A 14570-nucleotide genomic window follows, 5' to 3' on the forward strand; every position below is an offset into this window, starting at 1 on the left:
ATGAGCTACGAATCGGATCTGCTGGTGTGGTTGCCGCATCTCACGCGCTATGCGCGTGCGCTGACGGGCGACCGGGCCTGGGCGGACGATCTCGTGCAGGACACGCTCGAGCGTGCGCTGAACCGCCCGCCGCGCGATGGCGGCAACCTGCGCGCGTGGCTGCTGACGCTGCTGCGGCACCGCTTCATCGACCAGTTGCGCGCGCGGCACGAGATCGCGGTCGACGACGCGACGGCACCGTGGCAGACGATGGCCGCGCCGGCCGGCGAAATCGGCGGGCTGGTGCTGCGCGACGTGCAGCGCGCGCTGTACCGGCTGCCGGTCGAACAGCGCGAGGTGCTGCTGCTGGTCGCGCTCGAGGAATTGAGCTATCGCGATGCCGCACAGGTGCTCGGCGTCCCGGTGGGAACGGTGATGTCGCGGCTCGCACGGGCGCGCGGGCAGATGCGGGCGCTGCTGTCGGACGAGCCGTCGGCGCACGGCACGGCCGCGTTACGGGTGATCGGGAAGACATGATGGATGAATCGCGCAAGCCTTCGAACGAGCGGGACGACGATGCGTCGGCACAACTGCTGTCCGCGTTGCTGGACGGCGAGCTGTCCGGGCACGAGCGAAACGAGGTGCTCGAGCGCGTGCAGGCCGATCCGGAGGAAGCCGAACGATTCGCGCATTACCGTGCGCAGCGTGACGCACTGCAGGCGCTGTTCCCGCTGCCGGGTGCCGCGCCCGCGCTGTTCGTGCAGCGCCGCGCGCCGCGTCGGCGCGGGATCGCCTATGCGCTCGCCGGGCTCGCGGCCGGGCTGCTGATCGGCGTCGCGCTGCATGCGGGCTGGGTAGCGCTCGGCAGCGAACCGGTGTTCGCCGCGCGCGCGGATATCGCGTACGCGACGTACGTGGCCGACCGCGAACATCCGGTCGAAGTCGGTGCGGGCAACCCAGAACGGCTGGTCGGGTGGTTGTCCAAGCGCCTCGGGCGGCCAGTGCGTGCGCCGTCGCTTGATGAATACGGCTACGAGCTGCTCGGCGGCCGGCTGCTCCCCGGCGAGGCGGGGCCGGCCGCGCAGCTCATGTACCAGCGCGCGGACGGCGAGCGCGTGACGCTGTACATGACGGCTTACGATGCACGGCGCCTCGCGCCGCGCTCGATGTCTGCCGGCGACCGCTACACGTATTTCTGGTCGGATCGCGGGATGGGCTACGCATTGTCCGGCCAGGGCGATGAACGGCGCCTGCGCGAACTCGCGATCGAAGCGTGCGGCGAGCTCGGCGGCCAGACCGACGCGTGGAAGGGATGATGCGCGCGGCGCCGGTACGGAGCAGGCGACGAAGATGACGATGATGAAGAGGCTCGTGCTGATCCCGTTGCTGGCGGCGCTCGCCGCGGGCGCCGCGCTTGCGCGGGCCGAGGGTGACGCACCCGTGCGTGTGCCCGTCGACGCCGACGGCGTGCAGCGGGTGGCGATCGTCGGCGGCAGCTATTTCTTCCGACCGAACCACGTGATCGTGCGGGCGCACGTGCCGGTCGAGCTGACCGTGTCGGCCGAGCCCGGCCTGGTGCCGCACAGCTTCGAAATCGATGCGCCGCAGGCCGGTATCGCGGTGCACACCGAGCTCGGCACGACGCCGAGGACGTTTCGCTTCACGCCGGCGCAGCCGGGCCGGTTCGCCTACTATTGCACGCATCGGCTGCTGTTTTTCAGGAGCCATCGCGAGCGCGGGATGGAAGGCGTGCTCGATGTCGAGGCGGCGCCGTGATCGCCGCGTTGCTGGCCGCGAGCCTGATAGGAGCGAGCATGACCGCCGATCCCGTGACCGTCGCGCAGGCGCATTTCGACCATGTCCGCTCGTACCGCGCGACGATCCGGTCGTCCGCGCGCGGCGGCGAGCACACCGAAATCCGCTACGCGTACCTGAAACCGGGCTTCGTCCGGATGGATTTCGTGTCGCCGCATCACGGCGCGGTGCTCGCGTACGATCCCGGCGACGGCAAGGTGCGGCTGCGCCCGTTCGGCGCGCATGCGCCGCCCGCGCTGACGCTGTCGCCGTCCAATCCGCTCGTGCGCGACCGCAGCGGCCACCGGGTCGACCGGTCGGACGTCGGCGAACTGCTGCGCAACGTTCATGCGCTGCAGGAGGGCGGTGCGACGGTGACCGAAGGCGAGGAGGCCGTCGGTGGCCGCACCGCGCTGCGCGTGTCGGTCACGGGCGCGCCCGCGCACGCGGTCGACGGCGTGCATCGCTACCGGCTGTGGCTGGATACCGAGGACGGTTTTCCGCTGAAGGTCGTCAGCTTCGCGGACGATGACGACGTGCCGCTCGAAACCGTGACGCTCGACGACGTCGAGATCGACGTCGCATTTCCCGACCGCTTCTTCGCGCCCTGAGCGGTGCGCTGACTCATGCCCCCGACGGGCATGCCGGAGGCTGCATGGCGGAATACCGGTTCTCGACGACCTGGCGCGTGGACGCGCCGCTCGCGGCGGTGTGGGACGCGATCTACCAGGTCGACCGCTGGCCCGACTGGTGGAAGGGCGCCGTGCGCACCGTCGAGATCGAGCCGGGCGACGCACGCGGTGTCGGCGCGCTGCACCGGTATACGTGGAAGGGTGCGCTGCCGTACCGGCTGACCTTCGACATGCGCGTGCGACGCGTCGAGCCGCCGCATGCGCTCGAAGGCCGCGCGAGCGGCGCGATCGAAGGTGACGGATGCTGGTCGTTCGCCGCCGACGGTGCCCGCACGATCGTGCGCTACGACTGGCACATCCGCACACACGTGCGCTGGATGAACCGGCTGGAGCCGCTCGGTCGGCCGCTGTTCCGATGGAATCACGACGTCGTGATGCGCGAAGGGGCGAAGGGGCTCGCGCGGCTGCTGGGCGCGGCCGTCGAGACGGAGGGCCGGACTTTCCGGCCGCTGCCGGATGCGGACTGCGCCGATGCCTGAGGGCGCGTGAACGCGTGTAAAAGCGCCGAACGCCGAACGCCGAACGCCGAACGCCGAACGCCGACCGCCGACCGCCGACCGCCAACCGCCAACCGCCAACCGCCAACCGCCAACCGCCAACCGCCAACCGCCAACCGCCAACCGCCGCGCGGCTCAGCGCGCGTACGCCATCACCGCACCATCCACCACCAGTGCGACGCGTTCGCCGACGGCCGGACACCGGTGTCCCGGCACGCGTGCGCGCACGAGCACGTCGGGATCGGCATCGAGGCGCATGACCACGTCGGCGTCCTGGCCCGCGAATTGCGCGGCTTCGACGCGCGCCGTATGGCCGCGCGCGGCGTCAGCCTGCGTGACCGGCACAATGCCGATCTGCTCGGGACGCAGCATCGCGTCGGCCGGCCCGTCGGGCAGCGGCGCAACGAGCGGCAGTTCGCCGAGCGCGCAGGCGATGCGCATGTTGCGCACGCGGCCGGCGAGCAACACGGCCTGCCCGACGAACGACGCGACGTCGCGCGTGACCGGCTGCCGGTACAGCATCTGCGGCGCGGCCGTCTGGACGAGCCGGCCGTGCCACATCACCGCCACTTCGTCGCCGAGCGTCATCGCCTCGGGCTGGTCGTGCGTGACGAGCACCGATGTCGCGCCCGCCGCGGCGAGCGCATCCGCAACCGCGCTGCGCGTTTCGTGGCGAAGCGACGTGTCGAGCGCGGAGAACGGTTCGTCGAGGATCACGAGCGACGGCTCGGGCGCGAGCGCGCGAGCGAGCGCGACGCGCTGCTGCTGCCCGCCGGACAGTTGCTGCGGCGCGCGGCTCGCATACGACGCGGGCAGTCCGACCATCTCGAGCAGTTCGTCGACGCGATGATGGCGCCGCCGCGCCGCGCGCGGCAGCCCGAACGCGATGTTGTCTGCCACCGACAGATGCGGAAACAGCGCGCCTTCCTGCGGCACGTAGCCGATCCGGCGCGCCTCGGGCGGCAGGTGCACGTCGGGCGCGGCCACACGGCGCCCGTCGATTTCGACGGTGCCGCGCTCGGCGCGCTCGAAGCCGCACAGCACGCGCAGCAGGGTGGTCTTGCCGCTGCCGGACGGGCCGAGCAGCGCGAGGCGCGAACCGCGCCGCACCGTCAGGTCGATGTCGTGCAGGACGGTATGCGATCCGAACGATTTGGACAGGCCGTGGATGCGTAGTTCGCTCATGGGCGGTTCCGGGGAAAAAGGGCGGCGCTCAGTCGCGCACCGACGCGCGGCCGAGCAGCAGGAACAGCAGTCCCGATGCGCCGAGCGACAGCGCGACGAGCAGCGCCGCATAGGGCGCCGCGGCGGCGAACGCGAGCGTTGCCGTATCGCTCCACACCTGCGTCGCGAGCGTGCGGGTGCCGATAGGCGACAGCAGCAGCGTCGCGTTGAGTTCCGTTACGACCGAAATGAACACCATCGTCGCGGCCGCGCCGAGGCCGGGTGCCGCGAGCGGCAGCACCACGCGCGTGAGCGTCGCGCGCCAGCCGAGACCGAGCGAGCGCGCGGTTTCCTCGAGCCGGACCTGCACGTGCGACAGCGCGGCACGCACGCTGACGACCGCGAGCGGCAGGAACAGGATCGCGTATGCGGCGACGAGCGCCGGCGCGCTCTGATAGAGCGGCTGCAACAGCCGCACCGTGATCGACACGATCGCCAGCGCGACGACGATGCCGGGCACGCCCTGCACGGTCATCGCCGTGCGCTCGAGGAGGGTGGCGACGCGGCCCGGAAAACGGACCAGCAGGAACGCGAGCGGCAGCGCGAGCAGCGTCGTGACGGCCGCCGCCATCAGGCCGTAGCCGGACGACGCGAGGGTGGCCTGCCACAGCAGCTCGGGCGACACGTCGGCCGGCGTGACGGCGGCGGCACCCTGTTGCGTGAGCCAGTAGCCGATCATCGCGAGCGGCACGCCGAGCGTCGCGGCCGCGATTGCGGCGAAGGCGACGGTGACGGGGCCGCGCAGGTAGCCGAGCGGATAACGCATCGCGACGCGGCGCGCGGCGCGGTGCGTATGACCGTAGCGCGCATGGCCGCGTGCGCGTGCCTCGATCGCGAGGCACAGCAGGCACAGCGCGATCAGCACGCAGCCGAGCAGCGAGGCGCCGCCGCCGTCGAACGCGGTGCGGTATTCCGCATAGATCTCGGTCGTGAACGTACGAAAGCGCAGCAACTGGAATGCGCCGAACTCGGACAGCACGCCGAGCGCGACGAGCAGCATCCCGCCGCACAGCGCGGGGCGCAACTGCGGCAGCACGACGCGGAAGAAGGTATGCCATGGCGAGCAGCCGAGCGTGCGCGCGCTTTCCTCCAGCGCGGGGTCGAGCTCGCGCAGTGCGGCGGCCACCGGCAGGTAGACGAGCGGGAAGTACGCGGAGGTCAGCACGATCAGCGCGCCGAGGAAATCCTGCAGGTCGAGGCTCAGTGACACCCACGCGTAACTCGTGATGAACGGCGGCACCGCGAGCGGCGCGGCCGCCAGCGCGGTCCACAGCGGCCGGGCCGGCAGGTCGGTGCGCTCGATGAACCACGCGAGCGCCGTGCCGAGCAGCGCGCACGTGAGGGTTGCGGCGAGCGTGATCGACAGCGTGTTGACGAGCAGTTCGCCGACGAGCGGTCGCCACAGCAGCTCGATCGCATCGTCGACGCCGAAGGTGGCCGCGCGGTACAGCGTGAAGCCGAGCGGCAGCAGGATCGCGAGCGGCCCGCACGCGGCCGCGGCGACGAGCGCGCGCGACGGGCGCCGCCGTGTCGCGGTGCGCTCGCCGTCGCGCGCGGTGCGCGCCGTGCGGGACACGGCGTCGCTCATGGTCAGAGGAGACCGGCCTGGCGCAGCAGCTTGCCGGCCTGGCTGTCGTCGCCGAGCTGTTCGAACGTCAGTGCCGGCGGGCTCAGTTCGTTGAACGGCTTCAGGATCGGATCGGGAGCGACGCCCGGATGCAGCGGATACTCGAAGCTGATATGGCCACCCGCCATCAGCTTCTGCGCTCGCTCGCTGACGAGATACGCGACGAACTTCTGCGCTTCCGGCTGGTGCTTCGATGCTTTCAGCACCGCGGCGCCGGACACGTTGACGGCACCGCCGACGTCGCCGTGGCCGAAGTGGTGGATCGCGCTGCGGGTCGACTTGTCGCCGAGTTCGGCGTGCAGGCGGTCCCAGTAGTAGTTGTTGATGATGCCGGTCAGCACGCCGCCGCGGTTGACGGCCGCCGTCACGCCTTCGTCGTCGTCGAAGATCTGCGCGTTGGCCTTCAGGCCCTTCAGCCATTGCAGCGTTGCGGCTTCGCCGTGCAGTGCGAGCACCGCGCTCACGAGCGGCAGGAAGTCCGCGTCGCTCGGCGCGACGCCGACCTTGCCCTTCCATTCGGGCTTCGCGAGATCGAGCAGCGAAGCGGGCAGCTGCTGCGGCTGGATTTTCGCGGTGTTGTAGACGAGCACGTTCTCGCGCGCGAGCACGCCGACCCAGTTGCCGTCGGCCGGGTTGAAGCGCGCCGGCACCGACTGCAGCGTGGCGCCGTCGGTCTTCGCGAACAGGCCCTTGCGGTCGAGCAGCACGAGCTCCGGCGAGTTTTCGGTGAAGTACACGTCGGCCGGCGTGCGGTCGCCTTCAGCGACGATCTGCGCGGCGAGCGCGGGGCCTTCGCCCGAGCGCACCTTCACGGTGATGCCGCTCTGCGCTTCGAAGTCCTTGACGAGCTGGTTGACGACTTGCTCGTGCTGCGCGTTGTACAGCGTGAGCGTCGCGGCATGCGCGCGCGCGGCGTGCAGCGCGCCGGTCAGCATCAGTGCGGCAGCCGCCGCGGAAATCAGGTGCCGCAGCGGGCGGCTAACGGGTGAAGTGTTCATGTCGTTTTTAGCAGGTTGCATCCGGCCGGGCCGGGAAGGAGTGCCTTGGCTTGCGTGGCGCGCCGTCATGCCTCGAACAGCACGGCGCCGATGTACGAACCAGGTTGCGCGCCCGGCGGGCACGCGAAGATCGCGCTGCCGACGTGCGTGGTGAACTGGTTCATGATGTCCAGCTTCGAGAGCTTCTCGTTGATCGGGATGAAGCCCTTGCGCGGGTCGCGCTGGTGCGCGACGAACATCAGCCCCGCGTCGTACTCGGTCTGCTGGCGCCACGGCGGCCAGCGCTCGATGTAGAAGCTCGTGCTGTCGTTGTACGAGTACGCGCGGCGCAGGATCTGCGCGCCGTTGTTGAGCTGCGGCGATGCGAGGCGCGCGTGCGCGTTGTCGGGGATCACCGGGTTGCCGTCCTTGTCGGCCGCGTCGAGGTCGAGCGCCTCGAACTCGTGCTTCTGGCCGAGCGGCGCGCCGCTGTATTTCTGGCGGCCGACCACCTGCTCCTGGAAGCCGAGCTCCGTGTTGTCCCAGTGCTCGAGCGTGATGCGGATCCGGCGCACGACCGTGTACGTGCCGCCGTTCATCCATGCCGGGCCTTCGCTGCCGGCCCACACGAATTCATTCATCGCGGCCGGATCGGACATCGGCGGATTCATCGTGCCGTCCTTGAAGCCCATCAGGTTGCGCGGCGTCTCGCCGGGCTTGCCCGACGTGAAGCCGGCCTGGCCCCAGCGCATCTGCGTCGCCTTCGCGCCGAGGCGCACGAGCTGGCGCACGGCGTGGAACGCGACCTGTGCGTCGTCCGCGCACGCCTGGATGAACAGGTCGCCGCCGGTCTTCTCGGGCAGCAACTGGTCGCCGTTGAAACGCGGCAGGTCGACGAGCGCGGCGGGGCGATGCTTCGCGAGGCCGTAGCGGTCCTTGCCCGCGAGCGCGAACAGGCCGGGCCCGAAGCCGAACGTGATGGTCAGGCGCGCGGGGCCGAGGCCGAGCGCGTCGCCCCCGTCGGCCGGCGCGACTTCGTCGCTGCCCGTCGCGGCGAGCGGTTGCGCGGTGTCGCCGCGCGCCATCCGCGCGGCGGCGTCGGTCCAGGTCTTCAGCAGCGCGATGACGTCCGCGCGCTGCGCCGTCGTCAGGTCGAGCGCCGCGAAATACGCATGGCGCTGCTGCGGCGTCGCGATGCCGCCCTGGTGCTGGCCGTAGAACGGCTCGACGCCGTCGTGTGCGGAAGCGGCGGCGGCGGCGGGTGCATCCGCCGCCTTCGCGGCCGGCATCGACGCCGCCGCGAGGCCGGCGGCCACCGCGGCGCCGCCCGCCTTCAGGAAGCCGCGCCGCGCGGGGCGGGGTGGCTGGTTGTGATCGTCTGCCATGGTCGGTTCCGTTACTTCGCGAGCAACAGCGTGTTGACGTCGTCCGCGACGTAGTAGAAGCCGTCGCCCTCAGGCGTCATCGCGATGCCGAACAGGTTGCCGTTGCCGGGGGGCGTCTGTGCCTTGTCGGTATTGATCCAGCGCGCGTAGATCTGCTTGCCGGCGACCGGGTCGATCTCGACGACCTGGCCGTTCTGCGCGTTGGTCGCGAGCAGGTGGCCGTTCGGTGCGGTTGCGAGCGCGAGCGGGCGGCGCAGGAAGCCGTCGGCGGTGATCTGGCGGCCGACGCCCGCGCTGGTGTCGCGCGTGAGCGGGTCGTCGATCTCGACGATCCGGTTGCCGATCGCGTCCGACACGTACAGCTTCTTCTGGTCGCCGGACAACGCGAGGCCCGTCGGGCCGACCAGGAATACGCCCTTGTCGGCCTGCGCGCCGAGGCCGCTCGCGACGACCGTTTCCTGCTTGATGACCGGCGGCTTGCCGGCCGGCACGTCGAGGTCGAGACGCAGCACCGTCGCCTGCTTGTAGACGGGCGGGTTGCCGTCCGCGCCGCCCACGCCGAAGCCGGCCATGCTGATGAACAGCGTCGCGCTGTCGCCGCGGTCGACCACCGCCATGTTGCCCCACGGGTCGTTGATGTTCGGGGTCGACCACGTCGATGCGATCTTGCCCTGCGGATCGAGCACGATCAGGCAGCCGGCGCCCTTGGTGTTCGTCGTGCCGTCGTTGCTCGGCGTGCTGCCGACGATCACCCAGCCGGATTTCAGCATCGTCATCGCCGTCGACAGGCCGACGCCGCCCGGGCACGCCTTCAGGTCGCGCGGGATCGACGCGAACAGGCTCATCTGCTTCGTCGACGGGCGGTAGTTGACGATCGTGCTGCCGGTGCCCTGCAGGTTCGCCGAGTTGTTGAAGTTGTCGACGAGCACGTCGCCTGCCTGGATCGTGCCGGCCGACACCGGTGCGACCGCGATCGCGTACGGGTTCTGGTCGCCGTTGTCCGGCACCGTGTTGACGAGCGTCGTGTGGCGATGCAGCGTCTCGAGGAAACCTTGCGGCTCGGCGAGTGCGCCGGCGGCGGCCGTCAGCGCGGCGGCGGCCAGCGCGCCCGTCGCGAGGCGGCGAAGCGGGGCGGATGGAATCATTTCGGTCTCTCCTGGGGGGCGTGCCGCCGGGGCGGCGCGCGAAAAACGGGTAGCGTGGGCGTGGCGATCAGAACGTGATGGTCGTACGCGCGCCGAGCACGAACGTGTTGCGCAGCGGCTGGGTCGCGTCGCTCGGGTTCTGGCCGGCGCCGGCATTGAACGTGTACTGCGCGTCGGCCTGGACGATCCACCACGGGTTGACCTGGTACTGGTAGGTCGCTTCGAGCGTCGTCTCGCGCGTGCGCACGCCGTACGGCCCGGTCGCGAACGACTGCGCGGTCTGGTCGAGGTCGGTCACGTGGCTGCCGACCTGGATGTACGTGACACCGAGGCCGACGCTGTCGTTGTCGCGGCCTTCGAACGGCGCCTTCAGCACGATGCCGGCATTGGCCGACAGGCTGACGAGGTTGCGGTCGCCCGGTGCGCCCATCACGCGTGCGAACACGCCGAGGCTGCGCGGGCCGGTCGGGTCGGGACGCCAGATCATCTGGTCGGCCACCGCGTAGAAGCTGTAGTCGCCGTGGTGTTGCTGCGCGGTGCCGTTCGACGCGGGATCGGAGAGCGACAGCCCGTCGGTGCCCACGTTCTGGTCCGCGAAGCGGCCGTTGTGATACCAGACGCCGATTTTGTACGTGCCCGGCAGCCCGTTCGAGCGGCCGGTGTCCATTTCACCGTCGGACGGCTGGTTCAGCGCGTACTGCAGCTCGCCGATATAGAGCGCGCCGTTGTGCAGGTTGAAGTTGGTGCCGCTGAGGTTGTTCGGGTTGTTACCGAGCGGATCGCCGTCGAACACGCCCGCGAGTGCGGTGACCTTCGGCGTGATCTGCGCGCGCACGCGCACGCCGAGGCCGGCGAGCGGATAGGCGGGGCCGCCGTTGGGCATGTCGTACGAAGGCAGCGCGGGCCAGCCGAACATCGTGTTGACGAACGTGTTCGCATACGTGCTGACCATGAATTCCTGGTCCAGGCTCTGCTGGCCGATCTTCACGTCGACGCGCTTGTCGAGGAACGACTGCTGGTACCACAGCTCCCACAAGCGTGTGGTGCCCTGCGCCTCGATGCCGCTCGCGGTGTTGAGCGTGCCGAGGTTGCGCGCGCTCAGGTTGGTGCCGTGGATCTGCAGCGCGCTGACGTTGAACGTGCCGCCTGGCAGGCCGATCGCCTTCTGCGTGTCGACCGTCAACGTGGCCGTCGTCAGCCCGTCGTAGGCGCCGCCGCGGTTCAGGCCGCCGCGCAGGTTCGCGAGGTATTCGCTGGTTTCGGTGATCTGCAGCGTCGCGCCGTACTTGCCGAGCCACGGGCGGATGCCGCCCATGTCGCCGAGCAGGTTCTGGCGAGTCCAGATGCCGGTCCACATGTTGGTCGGCTTCGCCTGGATCGCCAGGTCGGCCTCGGGCGCTTCGGGTTGTGCGTCGACCGGCACGTCGGCGAAAGCAGCGCCGCTCGCGAACGACGCGCATGCGAGGACGGCCGCGCAGGCGGCGGGGCGCATCCGGGCGCGGACGCTGTCTCCCTGGAACGACGCAAACTTCATATCAAATCCCTGGTTCTAATTAGTGTGGAGTCCTGCTTGTCGGTCGCTGTCCGGACACTCGGCACCGATTGGCCAGGGCGCGAAGAAAAGCGCAACGCGGCGCATCGTAGGAGCGTTAAATGGGAAAGTCAATGTAAACGAGAATGATTCGCATTAAATTACTGATTGTAATGAAATACCTTACGGATCTGGCTTCGCACGTATTCAGCGAATGAGATAACCGTAAATATCGTTGTAATGAAAATGAATGATTCGATGTGCGCCGATGCGCTCGCCGGGTCGGGTGGCACGTGGCTGACTTGCCTGCGTCAGGTACGCGGAATCGACTCCCTCGCAGGCATTTTCACGCAATGGCGTGTGGCGGGAATTGGGTGCTTACCCGGTATTCGAACGGGACGATTCCCATGGGTGCCGCCGGCCCCTCGGCCGCACCGGGCCAGAATTCATGGAGACGTGCGTTGAAAGCATTTCTTGTGACTTTTGGGTACTCACCGTTGTCGAAAGTCGCTTGCGCATAACGCTGCGCGATAGGGTTGTAGCGTTTCGGCGAACAGTGGCTCGCTGGGCGCGGAGCTTGTCGCGTATTTTTCCGATATGACCCTGGGGCGATGTGCGTCGCTGTTCCGTTCATTTCGTCCTTGATGAATGACATCGGCTCGGCCGATGTGTCCGGAAGGACGCGGGGAAGACCAACCTGCGCATTCGTGCGACGAATCGCGGCCACGGAGGTTGCGTCAATTCACGGATGTCGAAAGTCGGCAATTCGCGATATTCCCGAAAAGTGACAATCGTTCAAATCCTGTTCCATTTGGACGGGTACCATCGCGTTGCTCCTTCAGTAGAGCACATCCCCTCGGATTTGACGCCAGGCTCGCACCTGGCTTTTTTTTCTTGAAACGAGTGAGAAAACCACGCACATCCTTAAGGAATACAGATCGATATGGCGTGCGATCGAGACACGAAAGGGTTCGCGACTGGTAGGTCATGCGGTGTCCGAGGCAACGTGCTTGCGATTGGCCGCAGCCGGGCTCGACGCGGCCGTGACAAACACGCGTGGGGTAGCCGGCTATTCAGCGATTCAGTTGCCTCGGGTTTTCCAGGCATCCTTCTCCTGCCAGTGGGCACCTCCTCGTCGAAGTGGATCGATCGGCGCACTCTGGCTGACGATGTCGTGGTGACGTCGAAATGAATAAAGCGATGCTGAGCATGTTCGGTCTGCTGATCGGCGGACTCGTTGTGACGCTGGTGGTAGTCCTGGACACCACGCCGACACCGCAGGAAAGGGCCGCACACGTCGCGGCAAAACCGACGAAGGTGAAGTGACGATGCGTGTTTTGTTGACGCTATGGGGGAGTGCGATCGCACTGACCATCTGCGTGGCCTGGCTTGCCGATCGGCCCATGCATGGCCAGCCCGTGCCGCTTGCCGCTCGACTGATTCAGCGCTCGATGAAGCCGATCGCCGGGCCGCAGCGCGAGCCGGTGCGGTAACGCGCGGTTCGTGCACCTTGTGGTGTTGGTCGTGCTCGCGCGGATGCGGGATCTGAAAGACGGGTTCACGCACGCATGGTTGACGAATGCGCGGGCAAAGGTTCGCCGCGATAAACGTGTCGCGCGGCTTGTCGTCGCGGCTTTGGACCAACCGGTCCTGCGACGGCGCGCCGGAGGCGAAGACGAAAAGGCCGAGCGCGGCATCGTGCGACCGGCGCCTGGTTTGCGTGGCGGTCGGTTCCGGGCGATGACAGCCTGCTGCACGATCGCATGCTTACAGTGCGGCGATCCGGCTATTCGGCGTCGTTCGTGTGATTTGAATCGACCAGTTCCAGGCGGTAGCCGTGATTGTAGACAGCGCGAAGTCGAACACCGTTTTCGGGGCCGATACGCAGCTTGGACCGCACGCGATAGATATGCGTGTCGAGCGTCCGGGAAATGTGGTCGCTATGGCGTCCCCATATCGACTTGATCAGCGCATCTCGCGGCATTGCGCGACCGCAATTTTGAAATAGTGCGACGGCAACGGTGAATTCTCTGGAGGTCAGTTTGATCGGCTCGTCGCTCAAGAACGCGGTCTCGGTCGCGAGATCCAGACGGTAACGACCGATATTGATCGATGCCGGCTTTGAATTGATCGGATAGGCCCGTCGCAGAAGAGCACGCACTCGTGCGATCAATTCATGGCGACGGATGGGTTTGACCATGTAGTCGTCGGCACCTGCCTCGAGTGCGACGACAAGCTGGTCCTCGCGCACTCGATTCGTCAGGAACAGCACGGGGAGATCTCTGCCGATGCGTGTGCGAATCCAGGCGAGGACTTCCAGTCCGGAAATATCCGGCAGGTTCCAGTCAAGCACGACCAGATCGACGATGTCGGTTTCGAGGAAACGGATGGCCTCTGCGCCCGCGGTGGCGCTCCGGACATCGAATCCCTCGGCGGTCAATGTGTCGCGAAGAAGCGCCGCCTGCGCTGGTTCGTCGTCAACGGCAAGAATTTTCATTGGCACTATTTTTCATCGTGTTGCTCGAATCCGCGCATGCCTGCTTGCATTGGAGCTGGTTGACTTTTTCAAATTAATTGAAAGGGGATTGCAATAATCTGATTAAATTCCTCGTGGCCGGGAGGCAGGTCTTATTTACGTAATAGAGTGGCATTTATCGATAGTCTTTTTGTCAACTTTTATGAACGAATTCGACCAATTGGGGTGCGATTAATATGTGACAAATGTTGTCAATCGCCGCTCGTCGCGGATATACGATGCGTCATACGGATTGTTGAAGCAGGTGTAGGGGCCGCTCCGGATGTGCTTGTGGCAGAGATTGTGCGTAGGCAGCGCCGCGAATAATCATTGGCGGTCGCCAGTGTTGCGATTCGGCTGCGGCAAGTAGGGATAAATTGAATGGGTTGCGTGATGTTTTCGGGTTGTCGACTCGATCGACATCTTTTTTGATGACGAATGGCGGTTTGTAATTATCTAAATGAGCAAACTGGAGTCGTATCGACAGTATCTGGATGCAAAATCGAAGCTGGAGTCTCGGATTGCCGAGGAGCGGCGAATTGCCATGGAAGCGATTCTGCTCGAGATCAAGTATTGCGTTCGAGAATTTGGTTTTGCTCCGGAGGATATTTTTACTGTCGATGTCCTGCGTCACGCGACCAAGCGGCGGCCGCGCTACTTTGATCCTGTCAGCGGAGCGACATGGTCTGGGGTAGGGCGTGCGCCCGAGTGGATTCGTGACAAAGATCGCAAGCAGTTCGAGATATCCAGTTTTGATCGTGGGGATTGAGGCATTTGATTCTTGCAGTGAAGTGAAAGTCGGGGGTTCCGTGCCTCCAGGTGTTTGCATCGCTGTTGGGATCGACACTGGGAATCACGCGGTTTTTGCGCAAGCCGGTGTTACCGAAGACGGTCTTGCGGTCGCGACGTAGCGTGTTCATGCAGGATTGAGATGCGAGTGCGATGGTCACGGGCGTGTCATTGGTGTCGTAAGCGGTATCTGGCTGGGCGCAGTTATTGACGGCTCTTTTTTTAGAGGTGCGCTCTGGATCCTGAACGAGCGGGGCCGTGATGACAGTTGCGAACCTGGTGCCTCGATCATTCGCGATGTTGGAGCGCGTCTTCGTGACCGGAGTGGTGTGCAACGACGCTGACGCGTCGATATATTCCCGGCCGAAGTGAGATTTCCAGGTCTTGAGCCGCGAGTAGAACGATTTCGACGAAT

General features: G+C 66.8%; 15 protein-coding genes. 8 read left to right on the top strand and 7 right to left on the bottom strand.

Going from position 1 to position 14570, the window contains the following annotated elements; translation table 11 throughout:
• The 5 genes from HAV18_RS14745 to HAV18_RS14765 are packed head-to-tail and all read left to right on the top strand — an operon-like array spanning position 1 to position 2944.
• Positions 1–516 (top strand): sigma-70 family RNA polymerase sigma factor, encoded by a 516-nt coding sequence (locus HAV18_RS14745; protein WP_048242823.1) that lies wholly within the window; start codon positions 1–3, stop codon positions 514–516.
• Positions 513–1295: an anti-sigma factor gene (locus HAV18_RS14750; protein WP_166957055.1), complete on the top strand. Its 783-nt coding sequence runs from the start codon at positions 513–515 to the stop codon at positions 1293–1295. The genes HAV18_RS14745 and HAV18_RS14750 overlap by 4 nt, the downstream gene beginning before the upstream one ends.
• 40 nt (positions 1296–1335) lie before the next feature.
• Complete coding sequence (locus HAV18_RS14755) at positions 1336–1755, top strand: quinol oxidase (protein ID WP_166957057.1); 420 nt, start codon at positions 1336–1338, stop codon at positions 1753–1755.
• Positions 1752–2384, top strand: coding sequence for a DUF1571 domain-containing protein (locus HAV18_RS14760; RefSeq protein ID WP_166957059.1), 633 nt, complete (start codon positions 1752–1754; stop codon positions 2382–2384). Before HAV18_RS14755 ends, HAV18_RS14760 begins: the two co-directional genes overlap by 4 nt.
• Before the next feature lie 44 nt (positions 2385–2428).
• Positions 2429–2944 (top strand): SRPBCC family protein, encoded by a 516-nt coding sequence (locus HAV18_RS14765; RefSeq protein WP_166957061.1) that lies wholly within the window; start codon positions 2429–2431, stop codon positions 2942–2944.
• 153 nt (positions 2945–3097) lie between these two features.
• Here the strand turns inward: HAV18_RS14765 and HAV18_RS14770 are convergent, their stop codons facing one another.
• From HAV18_RS14770 to HAV18_RS14795, 6 genes are all read right to left on the bottom strand, one after another.
• A complete protein-coding gene (locus tag HAV18_RS14770) occupies positions 3098–4147 on the bottom strand; it encodes an ABC transporter ATP-binding protein (RefSeq protein WP_166957063.1) in 1050 nt (349 codons plus the stop codon).
• A 28-nt stretch (positions 4148–4175) separates the two neighbouring features.
• Positions 4176–5774 carry an iron ABC transporter permease gene (locus HAV18_RS14775; protein WP_166957065.1) on the bottom strand — a complete coding sequence of 533 codons (1599 nt, stop codon included), beginning with the start codon at positions 5772–5774 and terminating at the stop codon, positions 4176–4178.
• A gap of 2 nt (positions 5775–5776) precedes the next feature.
• Positions 5777–6811: an iron ABC transporter substrate-binding protein gene (locus HAV18_RS14780; protein ID WP_166957067.1), complete on the bottom strand. Its 1035-nt coding sequence runs from the start codon at positions 6809–6811 to the stop codon at positions 5777–5779.
• Positions 6812–6876: 65 nt separating this feature from the next.
• Positions 6877–8175, bottom strand: coding sequence for an iron uptake transporter deferrochelatase/peroxidase subunit (efeB, locus tag HAV18_RS14785; protein WP_166957069.1), 1299 nt, complete (start codon positions 8173–8175; stop codon positions 6877–6879).
• An 11-nt stretch (positions 8176–8186) separates the two neighbouring features.
• Positions 8187–9320, bottom strand: a complete 1134-nt coding sequence (locus HAV18_RS14790; RefSeq protein WP_166957071.1) for a hypothetical protein — start codon at positions 9318–9320, stop codon at positions 8187–8189.
• Positions 9321–9387: 67 nt separating this feature from the next.
• Positions 9388–10854: a carbohydrate porin gene (locus HAV18_RS14795; protein WP_166957073.1), complete on the bottom strand. Its 1467-nt coding sequence runs from the start codon at positions 10852–10854 to the stop codon at positions 9388–9390.
• A 1185-nt stretch (positions 10855–12039) separates the two neighbouring features.
• On the opposite strand from HAV18_RS14795, the gene HAV18_RS14800 reads away from it, so the two are divergent.
• Positions 12040–12177: a hypothetical protein gene (locus tag HAV18_RS14800; protein ID WP_166957075.1), complete on the top strand. Its 138-nt coding sequence runs from the start codon at positions 12040–12042 to the stop codon at positions 12175–12177.
• 2 nt (positions 12178–12179) lie between these two features.
• Entirely contained in the window at positions 12180–12344 is a 165-nt protein-coding gene (locus tag HAV18_RS14805) for a hypothetical protein (RefSeq protein WP_166957077.1), read from the top strand.
• Between the two features lie 293 nt (positions 12345–12637).
• Here HAV18_RS14805 and HAV18_RS14810 read toward each other — a convergent pair whose 3' ends face one another.
• Positions 12638–13348, bottom strand: coding sequence for a response regulator transcription factor (locus HAV18_RS14810; protein WP_166957079.1), 711 nt, complete (start codon positions 13346–13348; stop codon positions 12638–12640).
• 478 nt (positions 13349–13826) lie between these two features.
• Between HAV18_RS14810 and HAV18_RS14815 the strand changes: the two genes are divergently transcribed.
• Positions 13827–14135 carry an H-NS family nucleoid-associated regulatory protein gene (locus HAV18_RS14815; RefSeq protein WP_166957081.1) on the top strand — a complete coding sequence of 103 codons (309 nt, stop codon included), beginning with the start codon at positions 13827–13829 and terminating at the stop codon, positions 14133–14135.
• The last annotated feature ends 435 nt before the right edge of the window (positions 14136–14570 follow it).

Source organism: Burkholderia sp. D-99, assembly GCF_011605345.1.
In the GTDB taxonomy this organism is placed as follows: domain Bacteria; phylum Pseudomonadota; class Gammaproteobacteria; order Burkholderiales; family Burkholderiaceae; genus Burkholderia.